13 protein-coding genes are annotated in these 15866 nt (G+C 69.4%); 11 read left to right on the forward strand and 2 right to left on the reverse strand.

What is annotated here, in order from left to right; translation table 11 throughout:
* Nucleotides 1–4: 4 nt before the first annotated feature.
* From ABQJ56_RS00880 to ABQJ56_RS00890, 3 genes are all read left to right on the forward strand, one after another.
* Nucleotides 5–331: a carboxymuconolactone decarboxylase family protein gene (locus tag ABQJ56_RS00880; RefSeq protein WP_367843330.1), complete on the forward strand. Its 327-nt coding sequence runs from the start codon at nucleotides 5–7 to the stop codon at nucleotides 329–331.
* Complete coding sequence (locus ABQJ56_RS00885; RefSeq protein WP_367843100.1) at nucleotides 328–942, forward strand: DUF4865 family protein; 615 nt, start codon at nucleotides 328–330, stop codon at nucleotides 940–942. Before ABQJ56_RS00880 ends, ABQJ56_RS00885 begins: the two co-directional genes overlap by 4 nt.
* A 61-nt stretch (nucleotides 943–1003) precedes the next feature.
* Nucleotides 1004–1384: a tautomerase family protein gene (locus ABQJ56_RS00890; RefSeq protein ID WP_367843101.1), complete on the forward strand. Its 381-nt coding sequence runs from the start codon at nucleotides 1004–1006 to the stop codon at nucleotides 1382–1384.
* Between the two features lie 6 nt (nucleotides 1385–1390).
* On the opposite strand, the gene ABQJ56_RS00895 is transcribed toward ABQJ56_RS00890, so the two are convergent.
* Entirely contained in the window at nucleotides 1391–2329 is a 939-nt protein-coding gene (locus tag ABQJ56_RS00895; RefSeq protein ID WP_437343381.1) for an alpha/beta hydrolase, read from the reverse strand.
* Nucleotides 2330–2573: 244 nt separating this feature from the next.
* Here ABQJ56_RS00895 and ABQJ56_RS00900 point away from each other — a divergent pair, with 244 nt between their 5' ends.
* The gene (locus tag ABQJ56_RS00900; RefSeq protein ID WP_367843102.1) at nucleotides 2574–3065 is read left to right on the forward strand and encodes a DoxX family protein; all 492 of its coding nucleotides are present in this window, start codon (nucleotides 2574–2576) and stop codon (nucleotides 3063–3065) included.
* Between the two features lie 19 nt (nucleotides 3066–3084).
* On the opposite strand, the gene hemB is transcribed toward ABQJ56_RS00900, so the two are convergent.
* Nucleotides 3085–4077: a porphobilinogen synthase gene (hemB, locus tag ABQJ56_RS00905; RefSeq protein ID WP_367843103.1), complete on the reverse strand. Its 993-nt coding sequence runs from the start codon at nucleotides 4075–4077 to the stop codon at nucleotides 3085–3087.
* 182 nt (nucleotides 4078–4259) lie between these two features.
* Here hemB and ABQJ56_RS00910 point away from each other — a divergent pair, with 182 nt between their 5' ends.
* The 7 genes from ABQJ56_RS00910 to ABQJ56_RS00940 all read left to right on the forward strand — a co-directional run bounded on the left by ABQJ56_RS00910 (nucleotide 4260) and on the right by ABQJ56_RS00940 (nucleotide 15761).
* On the forward strand, nucleotides 4260–5825 hold the full coding sequence (locus tag ABQJ56_RS00910) for a S53 family peptidase (RefSeq protein WP_367843104.1): 1566 nt from the start codon (nucleotides 4260–4262) through the stop codon (nucleotides 5823–5825).
* A gap of 140 nt (nucleotides 5826–5965) precedes the next feature.
* Entirely contained in the window at nucleotides 5966–6970 is a 1005-nt protein-coding gene (gene glk / locus ABQJ56_RS00915) for a glucokinase (protein ID WP_367843105.1), read from the forward strand.
* Between the two features lie 225 nt (nucleotides 6971–7195).
* The gene (locus ABQJ56_RS00920; protein WP_367843106.1) at nucleotides 7196–7879 is read left to right on the forward strand and encodes an HAD family hydrolase; all 684 of its coding nucleotides are present in this window, start codon (nucleotides 7196–7198) and stop codon (nucleotides 7877–7879) included.
* Between the two features lie 49 nt (nucleotides 7880–7928).
* A complete protein-coding gene (locus ABQJ56_RS00925) occupies nucleotides 7929–8945 on the forward strand; it encodes a LacI family DNA-binding transcriptional regulator (RefSeq protein WP_367843107.1) in 1017 nt (338 codons plus the stop codon).
* A gap of 202 nt (nucleotides 8946–9147) precedes the next feature.
* The gene (locus ABQJ56_RS00930; RefSeq protein WP_367843108.1) at nucleotides 9148–11652 is read left to right on the forward strand and encodes a glycoside hydrolase family 3 protein; all 2505 of its coding nucleotides are present in this window, start codon (nucleotides 9148–9150) and stop codon (nucleotides 11650–11652) included.
* A gap of 33 nt (nucleotides 11653–11685) precedes the next feature.
* On the forward strand, nucleotides 11686–13077 hold the full coding sequence (locus ABQJ56_RS00935) for a sugar porter family MFS transporter (RefSeq protein WP_367843109.1): 1392 nt from the start codon (nucleotides 11686–11688) through the stop codon (nucleotides 13075–13077).
* A 251-nt stretch (nucleotides 13078–13328) separates the two neighbouring features.
* Complete coding sequence (locus ABQJ56_RS00940) at nucleotides 13329–15761, forward strand: TonB-dependent receptor (protein ID WP_367843110.1); 2433 nt, start codon at nucleotides 13329–13331, stop codon at nucleotides 15759–15761.
* The last annotated feature ends 105 nt before the right edge of the window (nucleotides 15762–15866 follow it).

Below are 15866 nucleotides of genomic sequence, written 5' to 3' on the forward strand. Positions count from 1 at the left end.
CGGCATGGCCCACGATCCGCATCACGCCCGCGACAGCATCGGCGACATCGCCCCGAAGCTGGCCGAACTCACCGATGACGTGCTGTTCGCCGACGTCTGGGCGCGCACCGGACTCGGCCCGCGCGAACGCAGCATCGCCACGGTGGCGGCGCTGGTGGCGCTGAACCGCACCGGGCAACTGCCGTTCCACCTCCGGCGCGCTCGCGACGACGGCGTCGCCGATGTCGAACTGGCCGAGCTGATCACCCACCTCGCGTTCTACGCCGGCTGGCCGTGCGCGTTCCCGGCCATCGACGTGCTGCGGCAGGTGCAGGGGGAACGCGCGCCATGATCGCGATGCAATACGCCATCACCCTGCCCGCCGACTACGACATAGCGGTCATCCGCCGCCGCATCGCGGACAAGGGCCACCTGCTCGACGATTTCCCCGGCCTCGCGTTCAAGGCCTGGTTGCACGCCGCACGCGACGACGATGCACTGCCCAGCCACGACAATCTCTACGCGCCGTTCTACCTGTGGCGCGACAGCGCAGGCATGAACGCCTTCCTCGGCGGCAGCGGCTTCGCCACCCTGGCGCGCGACTTCGGCCGCCCTGCGGTGCGCACGTGGGTGCCGTGGCAGGCGGAACTGGCCATCGACCTGCGTGGCGCCGCCTGCGCCAGCCGGGAAATCGTCGCGATTCCCGCGCATGCCGACCTGGCCACGCTGCGCGACGTGGAGGCCATGGTGGCGCGGCAGGATCGCGCGGCCGGCGCCCTGGCCGCGATCGCTGCATACGACCCGACAGGCTGGACCCTGCTGCGCTTCCGCCTGTGGCCGGGACTGCGCACCGGGCCATCCGGCGCCCATTGCCAGCTCTATCGGGTGGGCCATGTCTCCTGCCCGGCGGCCCCGCAGGAACGGCCTCAGCCGCGACGCCCCGTAGCCGCCGCGCTCCCATGAAGGCATCGCGGCTGAAGCCGCTGCCGTGCCGATCCCCACTGCAAACTCCGGAGAACCTCCCATGCCCCTGGTCCGCATCTCCCTGCGACGCGGCAAGTCCGCCGCCCAGCTCGCCGCCCTTCGCAACGGCATCTACGAAGCCATGCGCGAGACCTTCAACGTGCCGGAGGACGACCGCTTCATCCTGGTCCACCAGCACGACGCCGAGGAGTTCGACGGCGACCCGAACTACCTCGGCATCGCGCGCAGCGACGACCTGGTGATCGTGCAGATCGCCTGCAACGACACGCGCACGGTGGAACAGAAGCAGGCGTTCTATCGCCGCGTGGCCGAGAAGCTCGCCGCCGATCCCGGCCTGCGTCCCGAGGACGTGTTCATCAACCTGCTGGAGACGGCGAAGGAGAACTGGTCGTTCGGCAACGGCATCGCGCAATACGCATGAACGGCCTCAGCGCGGCAGCACGCCTATCGTGCGCATCCACGCATCCGCCAGGTCCGTCCACGCGGTGATCGGCCGGTCCGTGCGGCGCACGCCGAAGGCATGGCCGCCCTGCGCGTACAGATGCATTTCCGTCGGCACGCCGGCTTTCTTCAGCGCCGTGAAATAGACCAGCGCCTGCTGCACGCCATCCACATCGTCGTCCTCGGCCTGCACGATGAAGGTGGGCGGCGTGTCGCGGGTGACCGGCACGTTGGGGTTCAACTTGCCGTCCTCCAGCGCAAGGTGTCCCGGATAGATCGCCATGGCGAAATCCGGACGCGCGCTTTCCTTGTCGGCGGCGTCCACTGGCTTGTACAGGCGCCTGTCGAAGTGCGTGCTGATTTCCGCCACGAGATAACCGCCGGCGGAAAAGCCGGCCACGCCGACCTTGTGCGGGTCGATGCTCCATGCCTTCGCATGCTGGCGCACCAGGCCCATCGTGCGCTGCACGTCCTCCAGCGCCATCGTCGGCACCTGGTAGTTGTGCGGGCGGCAGTCGCAGTGCCAGTCGTAGGGTCCGCCCGGCACGCGGTACTTCAGCAGCACGCAGGTGATGCCGCGCGCGGTCAGCCAGTCGCAGATCTCGGTGCCTTCCAGATCGATGGCCAGGATCTCGAAGCCGCCACCGGGAATCACCACCACCGCGGCGCCGGTGTTCTTTCCCGGCGGCGCATAGACCGTCAGGGTGGGCTGCGACACATTGCTCACGGCGGTCACGGTCTTGCCGGCGAGCAGCTTGGCGCTCGTCTGCGCCTTCTCCGGACCGGGCATCGCCTGCATGTCCGGCGGCGTGCCCGGCCACAGCGGCACCTGCACGTGGCCGGCGGAAGGCTGCCATGCCGATTCCGCCGCATGCGCGCCCATGCATGCGAGCAGCAGGCACAGCCACAGGATTCCAAGCTTCATTCGCCCCTTCCTCCTGGCGCCAGCCAGACCTTGCCGTGATCGGAAACCGGGTTTCCTTTCCCGGCGATCCTGCACGCGACAACGGGCCTGCAGCGGCGGCATCCGTGGATTTTCGCGGGCAGCGCGCGGCTGCGGACGACCGCCCACGTAACCCGCGCCCGCATCGCGGCGAACCACTCCCATGGACCGCGCCCGGACGGATCGCTGTCCCCACTCTTACCGGCATGCGAAACGAGGTCACCCCGTGCAAGGCTTCCCAACTGACATCGCGATACCCCGGCGGCTTGCCGCGTGGGCGCCGATCCCCCTGCGCCTGATCGTGGGCGGCGGCTTCATGGAACACGGCTGCGCCAAGCTCGGTCGTGGTGCCGACGCATTCGCGGCGATCCTGCAGGCCATCGGCGTGCCGTTCCCGCACCTGTTGTCCTGGGCCACCATCCTGGTGGAGGTATTCGGTGGACTGGCCATCCTGCTGGGTGCCTTCGTGGCGCTGGCCAGCGTGCCGATGGCGGTCGTGCTGCTGGTCGCCATCTTCACCGTGCACCTGCCCTACGGCTTCAGCTCGATCAAGCTGATGTCCGTCACGGCCGCCGGTGCGCACTTCGGGCAACCGGGCTACGAATGCGACCTGCTCTATCTTGCTGGCCTGGCCGCGCTGGTGCTGGGTGGTGCCGGGCCATGGGCGCTGGACAACGTGTGGCGCAAACGCTGGCGGCAGTCCTCACCAGGCGCGTGACGTGCCCGGGGTGGCCGCGCTATTCGCCGCGCAGCCACCTCGCCGCGTCCACCGCGAAGTAGGTGAGGATGGCGTCCGCGCCAGCGCGCTTGAACGCGGTGAGCGTCTCCAGCACCACCGCCTTCTCGTCCAGCCAGCCGTTCTGCGCGGCGGCCTTGAGCATCGCGTACTCGCCGCTCACCTGGTACACGAAGGTGGGCATGCCGAAGGCGTCCTTCACCCGGCGCAGCACGTCGAGGTAGGGCAGGCCGGGCTTCACCATCACCGCGTCCGCTCCCTCCTGGATATCCAGCTCGACCTCGCGCAGCGCCTCGTCGCTGTTGGCGACGTCCATCTGGTAGGTGTGCTTGTCGCCCTTGCCAAGATTGGCGGACGAGCCCACCGCGTCGCGGAACGGGCCGTAGAAACTCGATGCGTATTTCGCCGAATACGCGAGGATACGCGTGTGGATGTGGCCGGCCTCCTCCAGCGCGTCGCGGATCGCGCCGATGCGGCCGTCCATCATGTCCGACGGCGCCACGAAGTCCATGCCGGCCTCGGCCTGGGCCAGCGACATCTTCACCAGCGCCTCGACGGTGGGCTCGTTCATCACGTAGCCGTCCGCGTCGATCAGGCCGTCCTGGCCATGCGTGGTGTAGGGGTCGAGTGCCACGTCGCCGATCAGGCCCAGCTCGGGGTATTCCGATTTCAGGGCCCGCGTGGCGCGGTGCATCAGGTTGTCCGGGTTCCACGCCTCGCGTGCGTCCTCGCTCTTCACGTCCTGCCCCGGCGATGGGAACAGCGCCAGCGCGGGAATGCCGAGCCGCACGCATTCGCCGGCCAGCTTCAGCAGCCCGTCGATCGACAGCCGCGCCACGCCCGGCATCGACGGCACCGGCTCGCGCTGGCCTTCGCCCTCGATCACGAACGCCACCATGATCAGGTCGGACGGCAGCAGGCTGTGCTCGCGCATCAGCGCGCGGGAGAAGGCGTCGCGGCGCATGCGACGCAGGCGGATGGCGGGGAAGCTCATGGCGTGGTCTCACGTGGATGTCGGCGCATTTTAGCGCCGCGCATCGTCCGGCACGGCCGGTGGAGACGGTTTGCCGCAACCGCGGCATACGAAGCGTCAACATCAAACGCACGCCGCGCATACACGGTTCAGTGCAGGCTCGCCCTCACCCCACGAGGTATCTCCACCCACGAGGCATCGACATGAATACCCCTGCGCATCGCCCCCTCCATGCCGGTCATCCCTTCCCCGCCGGAACGCGCTACCTCGGGCCGCACAGCAGCCGCACGCCACTCGGGGTCACCGTGGTGCTGCGGCGCATGGGGCAGCCGCCGACACCGGCGGCGTGGCCACAGTCGCCGCGCTGGCCACGCGGCGAGTTCGGCGCGCACTGCGGGGCCGCTCCGGCCGACATCGAGCGCGTGCGCAGCCACGCCCGCACGCATGGGCTCGTGGAAACCGGCTGCGATCCGCACCGGCGCGTGCTGCACTTCAATGGCTCGGTGGAGGCGCTGCAGCGCGCCTTCGGCGTGCAACTGGGCCGTTACCGCTGGCCCGGCCTGCGCCGCTACGTGGTGAGCTGCGAGCAGGCGCCCAGCCTGCCGGCCGATGTCGCGCCGTCCGTGCTCGCCGTGCTGGGGCTGGACCGCCGCCCGGTGGCGAAGACGCATTTCCGCAAGGCACTGTCGGCGCCGAACCAGACCTACACGCCGCCCCAGGTCGGGCAGCTCTACAACTTCCCCGCCAATACCGACGGCAGCGGCCAGTGCGTGGCGCTGATCGAGCTGGGCGGTGGCTTCAGCCAGGCCGACCTCACCACCTATTTCACCGGGCTGGGCATCGCCACGCCGCCCACGGTGACCGCGGTGCCGGTAGCCGGCGGCAAGAACAGCCCCGGTGGCGACGCCGACGCGGAGGTGATGCTGGACATCGAGATGGTCGGCGCGCTGGCGCCGGGCGCGGCGATCGCGGTGTACTTCGCGCCGAACACCGACCAGGGCTTCTACGAGGCGATCTCGCAGGCCGCGCACGACACGCAGAACAAACCCTCGGTGATCTCGATCAGCTGGGGCGGACCCGAGGACAGCTGGAGCACCTCCTCGCTGGCCGCGATGCAGAGCGCGCTGGAAGACGCCGTCGCGCTGGGCGTCTCGGTGACCGCCGCCGCGGGCGACAGCGGTTCCAGCGACGGCGAGAGCGACGGCCAGCCGCACGTGGACTTCCCCGCCTCCAGTCCGTACTCGCTGGCCTGCGGCGGCACCACGCTGACCGCCAGCGCCAGCGCGATCACGAGCGAGGTGGTGTGGAACGAGACCGCCTCGAACGAGGGCGCCACCGGCGGCGGCGTCAGCGCGGACTACGCGCTGCCGGCCTGGCAGCAGGGCAGCAACGTGCCGAAGGCGCCGAACGGTTTCACCGGCCGCGGCGTGCCCGACGTGGCGGGCGACGCCGACCCGCTCACCGGCTACCAGGTGCGCGTGGACGGATCGGACGAGGTGATCGGCGGCACCAGCGCGGTGGCGCCGTTGTGGGCGGCGCTGCTGGCGCGCTGCAACCAGTCGCTGGGCCGTGCCGTGGGCGACGTGCACGCCGCGCTGTACCAGATCGGCGAAACCGCCTTCCGCGACATCACCCAGGGCGACAACGGCAGCTACGCCGCAGGCCAGGGCTGGGACGCCTGCACCGGGCTCGGCAGTCCGGACGGCCAGATGCTGCTCGCCGCGCTGGCGGCGCAGAACCCGCCCGCCGCGGGCGCGCCATCCCCCTGACCGGGCACGCGTCGGCGCAGGCGCGGGCACGCCGGGCGTGCGCCGTCGTTCGCGGACCATACGTATGCACACAGTAGACGCGCACCGGCCTGACAAGGCACGCTTGTCCTTTGTGCGATGCCACACAGGCTGTCCCCCCGATGCCCCACGGAAACCCCTCCACCCTGCTCGCCGACCTGGGCGGCACCAACGTGCGCTTCGCGCTGGCCGGTGCCGGCACCGCCACGCCACTGGTCATGGAAAGCGTGCGTCGATACCGGGTCAAGGATTTCGCCTCGCTGGCCGACGCCGCGCGGCAGTACTTCGCCGACACCGGCTGTCACGCCACGCAGGCGGTGATCGCCGCGGCGGGACGCATCGCCGGCGGCGAGACGGTGAAGGTCACCAACAATCCCTGGGCGATCGTGGCGCACGCGCTGCAGGCCGAACTCGGCATGCAGTCGGTGCGGCTGGTGAACGACTTCGCCGCGCAGAGCATGGCGGTACCGCTGCTGGCCACCGACGCGCTGGCGCCGGTGGGCGCGCTGGGCGCGCCGACGCTGGGCCGGCCGCAACCGCAGACCTTCGTGGTGATGGGCCCGGGCACCGGCCTCGGCGTGGCCGGCCTGCTGTGGCGCGACGAGCAATGGATCGTGCTGGAGAGCGAGGGCGGCCACGCCGGCTTCGCCGCGCACACTGCCGAGGACGTGGAGATCCTGCACCGCCTCAACGCGCGCTTCGGCCGCGTCTCCAACGAGCGCATGATCTGCGGCAACGGCCTGGTGAACCTCTATCTCGCGCTGGCCGACATCGCCGGCCAGCCCGCCGAGGACTACACGCCCGAGGACGTCACCGCGCACGCCGAGGACGGCAGCGATCCCTTGTGCGTGCGCACGGTGGAAACGCTGGCCGGCATCTTCGGCAGCGTGGCCGGCGACCTGGTGCTGAGCCTGGGCGGCTGGGACGGCGTCTACCTCACCGGCGGCGTACTGCCGTTCCTGCTGCCCTGGCTGCATCGCGGCGGCTTCCGCGAACGCTTCGAGGCCAAGGGTCGCTTCCGCGAGACGATGGAGCGCGTGCCCACGCTGGCGATCGTGCATCCGGAACCGGGCCTGCTCGGTGCCGCGGCGATCGCCCTGCGCGCCTCGGGGCAACGCCTGACTTGATCTTTGCGATCATCCCTGATCGCGAAAATCAAACGGGCGGCCATCCGTGACCGCACTCTTCACTTGATCTTTGCGATCATCCCCGATCGCGAAAATCAAACGGGCGGCCATCCGTGGCCACACTCTTCAAGCTTGATCCTTGCAATCGTCCTTGATTGCTAAGGTCAAACGGGCGGCCATCCATGGCCGCACTCTTCAGAACTGCATTTCCGCCACGGATCCGCCATGACTCGCCGCGATACCGCCTTCCTGTTCGATCTCGACGGCACCCTCGTCGACAGCGTCTACCAGCACGTGCTGGCCTGGAAGGAGGCGCTGGACAGCGAGGGCATCGACCTGTCCGTATGGCGCATCCACCGCCGCATCGGCATGAGCGGCGGCCTGTTCACCCGCATGCTGCTGCGCGAGACCGGGCAGGAGATCAGCGAGGAACGCCGCACCCGGCTGTACGACGCCCACGCCGCCGCATTCAACCGGCAACACGCGCAGGGCGCGGTGAAGCCGCTGCCCGGCGCGCGCGAACTGCTGGCCCACCTCACCGCGCAGGAGATTCCCTGGGCAATCGCCACCAGCGGCCAGCTGCGCACCGCCCGGCACAATCTCGAAGCGCTCGGCGTCGATCCAGCCAAGGTGCCGGTGGTGACCCGCGACCAGGTGCGCCACGCCAAGCCCGACCCCGACCTGTTCCTCGCCGCCGCCGAACGGCTTGGCGTGGACATCCACCGCGCCATGGTGGTGGGCGACAGCGTGTGGGACATGCTCGCCGCGCAGCGCGCCCGCGCGCTCGGCATCGGCCTGCTCTCCGGCGGCTACGGCGAGGACGAACTCGCCCGCGCCGGCGCGCTACGCGTGTACGAGGACCCGGCCGACATGCTGCGGCGCATTGACGAGGTGGCGGCACGGGGCTGACTATCCGGGCCATCGCGCTACCGAGCAGCAGCAGGAGATCCGGAACACCATGCGAGTGCGGCTGGAAGATGTGGCGCGCGCGACAGGCGTCTCGCCGAAAACGGTTTCCCGCGTCCTGAACGAGGAGCCATCGGTCAAGGAGGCCACGCGCCAGAAGGTGCTGGCCGCGATGGAGTCGATGAACTACCGCCCCAGCCCCGCCGCGCGCGGCCTGGCCGGCAGCCGTTCGTTCCTGGTCGCGATGCTGTACGACAACAACGACAACCCCGCCTCGACCTACCTGGCCGAAATCCAGGATGGCGTGCTGGATGCCTGCGAGGCGCACCGCTACAGCATGATGGTCTGTCCGCTGCGCATGCGCGGACAGGATTTCCTCCACCGCATCGACGCACTGGTGACCGACCACCACATCGACGGCGTCGTGCTGACACCACCGCTCACCGACAACCGCAAGTTGCTGGCGCGCCTGCAGGAACACGGCGTGGCGCACGCCTGCATATCGCCCGTGCGCCGCAAGGACGTCGTCGGCGTCTACATGGACGAGCAGAAGGCGGCCGGCGACCTGGTGACCCACCTGATCGGCCTCGGCCACCAGCGCATCGCGCATGTCGTGGGCATCGCCGACCACGGCGCCAGCCGCTGGCGCCAGGCCGGGTACAAGGCTGCACTGACCGCCGCCGGCCTTGCCGTCGACCCGTCCTACATCGTGCAGGGCGAATTCACCTTCGGCTCGGGCGTCGTCGCGGCACGCCAGCTGTTCACCCTCAAGCACCGGCCCACCGCGATCTTCGCGGCGAACGACGACATGGCCGCCGGCGTCATGTGGACGGCCAACGAGATCGGCCTCAAGGTGCCGCGCGATCTCTCCGTATGCGGTTTCGACGACACGCCGATGGCCACCCAGCTCTGGCCGTCGCTGACCACCGTGCGCCAGCCCAGCCGCGAGATGGGCAGGCTCGCCGCGCAGCAGTTGCTGGAACAGCTGCGCGGGCGCGGCGAAGGACGGCTCGTGCAGATTCCCTACGAGCTGCAGCTGCGCGCGTCGACCGCCGCCTTGCCGGGCTGAGCGCGCGGCGCATCGCACGCCTTCCCCAAGCCGGCCCGTGCTCCCCGCGTTTGCGCCAGCGGCGTTCCCGTTGCCCCGGCCCCAGCTGGACCGCCCGATCTGGCAGCGCATGCCGGCCTCCCGTGCCGTAATTTGACAGCGCTGTCATTTTTGCTGGACAGTACCGCCTCGCCAGCGGCCCGTGCCGCCGAGGAGTGCGTGAATGATCGTCCGACACCGGCAACTGCCCCGAACCCTGCTCGCCGCGCTGCTGGCCTGCGCGCCCGTCGGCATCGCGCTGGGCGATGGCGCCGCGACCGTGCATCCCGCGCTGTGGCCGCAGGCCCATTGGCCGCTGCCGCCGGATCCCGCGCTGGAGCAGCGCGTGCAGGCGCTGATGGCGGAGATGTCGGTGCAGGACAAGGTGGGCCAGCTGATCCAGGCCGACATCGGCAGCATCACTCCGGCGGACATGCGCACATACCACCTCGGTTCCATCCTCGCCGGCGGCAACTCCAAGCCGGGTGGCGGGCGCTTCGCCACCGTGGCGCAGTGGAAGGCGCTGGCCGACGCGTTCTACCGCGCCGCGATGGATGCCGCGGGCGGCCACGCGGCGATCCCGCCGCTGTTCGGCATCGACGCCGTGCACGGCGACAACGGCACCCTCGGCGCCACCCTGTTCCCGCAGAACTCCGCGCTGGGCAACGCCCACGATCCCGGGCTGGTGCGCGAGATCGGCGCCGCGACCGCGGCCGAGGTGCGCGCCACCGGCTTCAACTGGAGCTTCGCGCCCACGCTCGCGGTGCCGCAGGATGTGCGCTGGGGCCGCGCCTACGAAGGCTACTCGCAGGATCCGCGCGTGGTGGCGTCGTATGCCGGGGCGGTGGTGGAAGGCCTGCAGGGCAAGCCCGGCACGCGCGATTTCCTGGACGACGCGCACGTCGCCGCGAGCGCCAAGCATTTCCTCGCCGACGGCGGCACGAAGGACGGCAGGGACCAGGGCGACGCCGAGATCGACGAGCGCACCCTGGTCGCCGTGCATGCCGCCGGCTACCCGCCCGCCATCGATGCCGGCGTGCAGACCGTGATGGCCTCGTTCTCCAGCTGGAACGGCGTGAAGATGCTGGGCAGCAAGGGCCTGCTCACCGACGCGCTGAAACGGCGCATGGACTTCCAGGGTTTCATCGTCGGCGACTGGAACGCGCACGGCCAGGTCCCCGGCTGCAGCAACGAGGACTGTCCCGCCGCCTACAACAACGGCGCCGACATGCTGATGGCGCCGGACAGCTGGCGCGGCCTGTACGCGCACACGCTGGCCGAGGTGAAGTCCGGCGTGATCCCGATGGCGCGTGTCGACGACGCGGTGGCGCGCATCCTGCGCGTGAAGTTCCGCATGGGCCTGTTCAGCGCCGGCGCGCCGTCCACGCAGCCGCTGGCGCGCGACTCCGGCCGCATCGTCGGCAGCGCGGCGCATCGCGCGCTGGCGCGGCGCGCCGTGCGCGAATCGCTGGTGCTGCTGAAGAACGACCGCAACCTGCTGCCGCTGGATCCGCGGCAACGCATCCTGGTCGCGGGCGAAGGCGCCGACGACATCTCGCAGCAGAGCGGCGGCTGGACGCTGACGTGGCAGGGCACCGGCCTCACCAACGCCGACTTCCCCGGCGCGCAATCGATCGGCGCCGGCATCGCCGGGCAGGTGAAGGCCGCCGGCGGCGAGGCGGAAATAGCGCCCGACGGGCGCTACAGGCACAAGCCCGACGTGGCCGTGGTGGTGTTCGGCGAATCGCCCTATGCCGAGTTCCAGGGCGACATCCCCAACCTGCTGTTCCATCCGGGCGACGACCACGATCTCGACCTGATCCGCCACCTGCGCGCGCAAGGCATCCCGGTGGTGGCGGTGTTCCTGTGCGGCAGGCCGCTGTGGGTGAACCGCGAGATCAACGCGGCCAATGCCTTCGTCGCCGCGTGGCTGCCCGGCAGCGAGGGCGGCGGCGTGGCCGACGTGCTGCTGCGCAAGCGCGACGGCCAGGTCGACTTCGACTTCCACGGCAAGCTGGCGTTCGCCTGGCCGGCCACCGCCGCGGCCGGCCAGGGCAAGCCGCAGTTTCCGCTGGGCTACGGCCTCACCTATGCCGACCATGTCGTGTTGCCGAAGCTGCCGGAGCAGTCCGGCATCAGCGGCCATGTCGTGCGCGTGGACGACTACCTGGAGAAGGGCAAGGCCGTCAGCGGCTACACGCTTTCGCTGGCCGGCGCGGATGGCAGGAGGGTCGCGGCAGTCGCGACGCCGGCCGCCACGGCGGACGGCGACCTGCGCATGACCGCACTCGACTACAAGGCTCAGGAAGACGCACGTCGTCTCGCATGGAGCGGCGGCCCGGCCGCCCTCACGCTCGCTTCCGCCACGCCACTCGACCTCAGCCGCCAGGCGAACGGCGACGTGATGCTGGTCGCCACGCTGCGCATGGAGGCGCAAGGCGCCCAGCCGGCGTGGATCGGCATGGGCTGCGGCCACGATTGCCGCGGGCGCGTCGCGCTGGATCGTCCGCCCGGACAGGCGCGCTGGCAGCGCGTCGGCATTCCGCTGAAATGCCTGCGCGCCGCCGGCGCCGACATGCACCACATCACCGAGCCTTTCGTGCTCGAGGCCGGCAAGGGAACGCGGCTCGCGGTCTCCGGCGTGGCGCTGGGCACCACTGCCGATCGCGTGCTCGAGTGCCCGCACTGACCCAGGCCCCGGCATCTGCCTGAAGGGGAAACCATGACCGACGCCCTCGCCATGACGGTACGCACGCGCAGCGGATTCGCGACCATCCTCACCTGCGTGCTGGCGGCGCTCGCCGGCCTGATGTTCGGACTGGACATCGGCGTGATTTCGGGTGCCACCCGGTTCATCCAGGCCGAATTCGAGGTATCCAACCGCGCCATCGAATGGATCGTCAGCTCGATGATGCTGGGCGCGGCGGTCAGCGCCGCCGCGGCCGGCTGGCTTTCGGCCACGCTGGGCCGCAAGCGCTCGCTGATCCTCAGCGCCCTGCTGTTCGTGGGCGGCTCGATGCTGTGCGGCGTCGCCTGGTCGCCGTGGGTGCTGGCCGGTGCGCGCTTCGTGCTCGGGCTGGCGATCGGCACCGCGACATTCACCGCACCGCTTTACCTGGCCGAAGTGGCGCCCGGACGCATCCGCGGCGCGATGATCTCCACCTACCAGCTGATGATCACCATCGGCATCTTCGTGGCCTTCCTCTCCGACACCGCGCTGAGCTACAGCGGCGCGTGGCGCTGGATGCTCGGGGTCGTGGCGCTGCCCGGCGGGCTGTTCCTGCTGGGCGTGCTGGGCCTGCCGGAAAGCCCGCGCTGGCTGCTGCTGCGTGGTCGCCGCGACGAGGCCGTGGCGGTGCTGGACAGGCTGCGCGACGACCCGGCGGAGGCTCGCCGCGAGGCGGACGACATCGCGCAGCAACTGAAATCGCCGCGGCACGGCTGGCGGCTGTTCCTGTGCAATGCGAATTTCCGCCGCTCGGTGGGGCTGGGCGTGCTGCTGCAAGTCATGCAGCAGCTCACCGGCATCAACGTGATCATGTACTACGCGCCGCGCATCTTCGCCGGGATGGGCTTTGGCGACGGCGCGCAGATGTGGGCCACCGCCATCGTCGGCCTCGTCAACATGCTGGCGACCTTCGCCGCGATCGGCCTGGTGGACCGCTGGGGGCGCAGGCCCATCCTCTATCTCGGCTTCGCCGTCATGGCGGCCAGCCTCGGCGCGGTGGGCGCGCTGATGCAGGCGGGCACGCCGACGCACGCCATGCAAGTCGCCGTGGTTGCCGCGCTGCTCGTCTTCATCGCCGGCTTCGCGATGTCCGCAGGCCCCATGGTCTGGACGCTTTGCTCGGAAGTGCAGCCGCTCAGGGGACGCGACTTCGGCATCGCCTGTTCCACCTGCGCCAACTGGATCGTCAACATGGCGGTGGGCGCCAGTTTCCTCAGCCTGCTCGACGGCATCGGCGCGACCTGGACGTTCTGGCTGTACGCGGCGTTCAACCTCGTCTTCGTCGCCTTCACCCACGTCTGGGTGCCGGAAACCAGCGGCGTGACGCTGGAACACATCGAACGACACCTGATGGCGGGATGGCCCCTGCGCAGGCTGGGTCGCTGAATGCACTGCATCGCGATCCGGGGACGGCCCGGCCGCGCCATATGAAAACCGGGAGCCGGCTGATGAGAACAGGTAATAGCCACGTTTCGCAGCGCAGCATGATTTGCCTGCAAATCAGCGCTACGATGGATTTGACAGCGCTGTCATATCTTGAATAGACAGCGCTGTCATCTGGGGGAGTGAAACAAGCCGCCACGGCCACGCCGATGGCACACACGTCAGTCAAGAACAAAGCCAGAGGGGATACAAAAATGAAGTTGCGCTACTCAGCGTTGTACGTCGCCCTGTCGCTCATTCTTGCCCCGGGCCTGGCGCAGGCCACGGACCAGGGCACGACACCGCAGGATTCGACGTCCCAAGCCGCGCCGGCCAAGGCGAACAAGCAGGTCAAGCAGCTCGACACGGTGGAAGTCAGCGCGACCAAGCGCGAAACCCCGCTGCAGAAGACCCCTGTCGCGGTCAGCGCGATCAGCGCGGACACGCTCGACAAGCAACGGGTGATGACGGTGCAGGACCTGACCCCACTGGTGCCGGGCCTGCAGGCAACGTCCGAAGGCGACCACGGCGTGGTCACCCTGACCATGCGCGGCATCGGCAACGACAGTGCCAAGACCGAGTATGCCGACCCCGAAGTCGCCATCTTCGTCGATGGCGTCTATACGGCGCGCGCCGAGGCCGCGGCAGGTCTGCTGCTGGACATGGATGGCGTGGAGGTACTGCGCGGTCCGCAGGGAACCCTGTGGGGGCGCAACTCCACCGCCGGTGCGATGAGCTTCCAGACCGCCAAGCCGGATATCGGCGGCGACGCCTCGGGCTATGCCCAGATCGAAGCCGGCAACTACAACCAGTCAGGCGCCCGCGCGGCGGTGAACCTGCCGATCAGCAACACCTTCGCGATGCGCGTCGCGGTGGTGCACGAGCAGCACGACGGTTACGTCGACTACCAGAATCCGGCGACCGAGCTGCCCAGCGTGGCGCAGCAGCAGGCGACCTATCTCGCCGCGGGCGGCACCCCCGCCAACTTCCGCGCGATCGACCCGAACCAGTACGAGCAGAACGGCGCCAAGTACAACTCGCAGGACCAGTCCGCCGCCCGCGTGAGCGCGCGCTGGCAGCCCAGCGACGCCTTCACGTGGGATCTCTCCTACGAATACTTCATCGACCGCGGCACGCCCGACCTCAGCCTGATGCAGACGCCGCGCCCCGGCCAGTCGTTCTGGTCGGCGCTGATCGACACGCCGCCCTACCTGCACCGCAATTCCGGCACGCTGCGCAGCCGCATGGACTGGAACATCAGCGACAGCATGGAGCTGAGCTACATCGCCGGCGTCAACCGCTTCTCCGGCGAGGGCAACTTCGACCAGGACGTGGGCGTGGAAGTGCCCACCAGCTTCACCACGGGCGGGGTCTACCAGGCCGACCGCACCAACTCCTCCAACTACAGCAGCTACAGCCACGAGCTCGACCTGAAGTCGCGCGGCGAACAGACGGTCGACTGGATTGTCGGCGCGTACTACGGCCACGAAGACAACAACATCCGCTTCGACATCCCGATCATGAACGGCACGCAGTACGGCTCGGTGTCGTGGCAGGGCTCGTTCATCCAGCCCGAGGAACTGGTGAATTCCACGGCCCTGTTCGGGCAGGCCACCTGGAACGTGTCCGACCATTGGCACCTGACCGGCGGCCTGCGCTGGTCGAACGACGAGAAGCGCAACGTCGACGGCCGCGGCTGGGGCTGGGACTACGACGCCAGCGTGCCGCAACTGCCGATCGCGCCGAGCACCATCCCCGGCCCGGCCACCGGCTTTGCGGTGTCCACCTACAACGACGCCAGGTACAGCAAGGGCCAGTGGACGTGGCTGGGCCGCATCGACACCGACATCGGCGAGCACGGCATGCTGTATGCCAGCGTGTCCACCGGCTACAAGTCGGGCGGCACGCAGGACGCCGGCACGCTGTACAAGCCGGAGACGCTGACCAACTACGAGATCGGCGCCAAGTTCTCCTTCCTCGACGGCCACCTGACCTGGAACAACGCGGTCTACTACGAGGACTTCAAGGACTTCCAGCTTTCCGCGCCGATCACCTACCCCAACGGCAACCGCGGCCTGGGCTTCTCGAACGTCGGCGGCAGCACCAAGGTGGCCGGCTTCGAATCGGAACTGGCCTACCAGGGGCAGAACGACCGCGCGAACCTGGTGCTCTCGTACATCCCGAAGAAGACCCTGGGCACGCTGGTGTACGCCGGCAGCAACGACTACCAGGGCCTGCCGGCATGCGCGCCGCAGTCGGGTATCGCCAACTGCATGGACATCAGCGGCAACGACCTGGCGCATGCGCCCACGGTCTCGCTGTCCGCGATCTACGAGCATGATTTCGTGCTGCCCAGTGGCGCTCGCCTCACGCCTCGCTTCAGCGGCCAGTACCAGAGCATGCAGTGGCTCAGCCCGTTCAACCTGGGCAGCGGCGACCAGCAGAAGGCGTACTTCCGCGGCGACCTGTCGCTGCGCTACACCGAGCCGCAGGATCGCTGGTGGATCAGCGTGTATTCGCAGAACGTCACCGACGTGAAGGTGCGCACCAACGCCGGGCGTTTCCAGATGCCCGACGGCAGCTTCGAGTACGTGTCCGAATACCTTGCCCCGCGCACCTACGGCATCCAGTTCGGCACTTCGTTCTGACGCAAGGCAAGCGGCGCCGGGCGACCGGCGCCGGCAACAGTTTGCCATTCTGCGGTGGCGCCCCCCATCGAGCGGGCGTCGCCCACCCTCCCCGGGATGGCTGTT

This window comes from Rhodanobacter geophilus (genome assembly GCF_040812275.1).
Lineage (GTDB): Bacteria > Pseudomonadota > Gammaproteobacteria > Xanthomonadales > Rhodanobacteraceae > Rhodanobacter_A > Rhodanobacter_A geophilus.

What these genes read in the sequence shown, in the direction of transcription:
- ABQJ56_RS00880 (WP_367843330.1), top strand. Translation starts at nt 5, where the DNA reads ATGGCCCACGATCCGCATCACGCCCGCGACAGCATCGGCGACATCGCC.
- ABQJ56_RS00885 (WP_367843100.1), top strand. Translation starts at nt 328, where the DNA reads ATGATCGCGATGCAATACGCCATCACCCTGCCCGCCGACTACGACATA.
- ABQJ56_RS00890 (WP_367843101.1), top strand. Translation starts at nt 1,004, where the DNA reads ATGCCCCTGGTCCGCATCTCCCTGCGACGCGGCAAGTCCGCCGCCCAG.
- ABQJ56_RS00895 (WP_437343381.1), bottom strand. Translation starts at nt 2,329, where the DNA reads ATGAAGCTTGGAATCCTGTGGCTGTGCCTGCTGCTCGCATGCATGGGC.
- hemB (WP_367843103.1), bottom strand. Translation starts at nt 4,077, where the DNA reads ATGAGCTTCCCCGCCATCCGCCTGCGTCGCATGCGCCGCGACGCCTTC.
- ABQJ56_RS00910 (WP_367843104.1), top strand. Translation starts at nt 4,260, where the DNA reads ATGAATACCCCTGCGCATCGCCCCCTCCATGCCGGTCATCCCTTCCCC.
- glk (WP_367843105.1), top strand. Translation starts at nt 5,966, where the DNA reads ATGCCCCACGGAAACCCCTCCACCCTGCTCGCCGACCTGGGCGGCACC.
- ABQJ56_RS00920 (WP_367843106.1), top strand. Translation starts at nt 7,196, where the DNA reads ATGACTCGCCGCGATACCGCCTTCCTGTTCGATCTCGACGGCACCCTC.
- ABQJ56_RS00925 (WP_367843107.1), top strand. Translation starts at nt 7,929, where the DNA reads ATGCGAGTGCGGCTGGAAGATGTGGCGCGCGCGACAGGCGTCTCGCCG.
- ABQJ56_RS00930 (WP_367843108.1), top strand. Translation starts at nt 9,148, where the DNA reads ATGATCGTCCGACACCGGCAACTGCCCCGAACCCTGCTCGCCGCGCTG.
- ABQJ56_RS00935 (WP_367843109.1), top strand. Translation starts at nt 11,686, where the DNA reads ATGACCGACGCCCTCGCCATGACGGTACGCACGCGCAGCGGATTCGCG.
- ABQJ56_RS00940 (WP_367843110.1), top strand. Translation starts at nt 13,329, where the DNA reads ATGAAGTTGCGCTACTCAGCGTTGTACGTCGCCCTGTCGCTCATTCTT.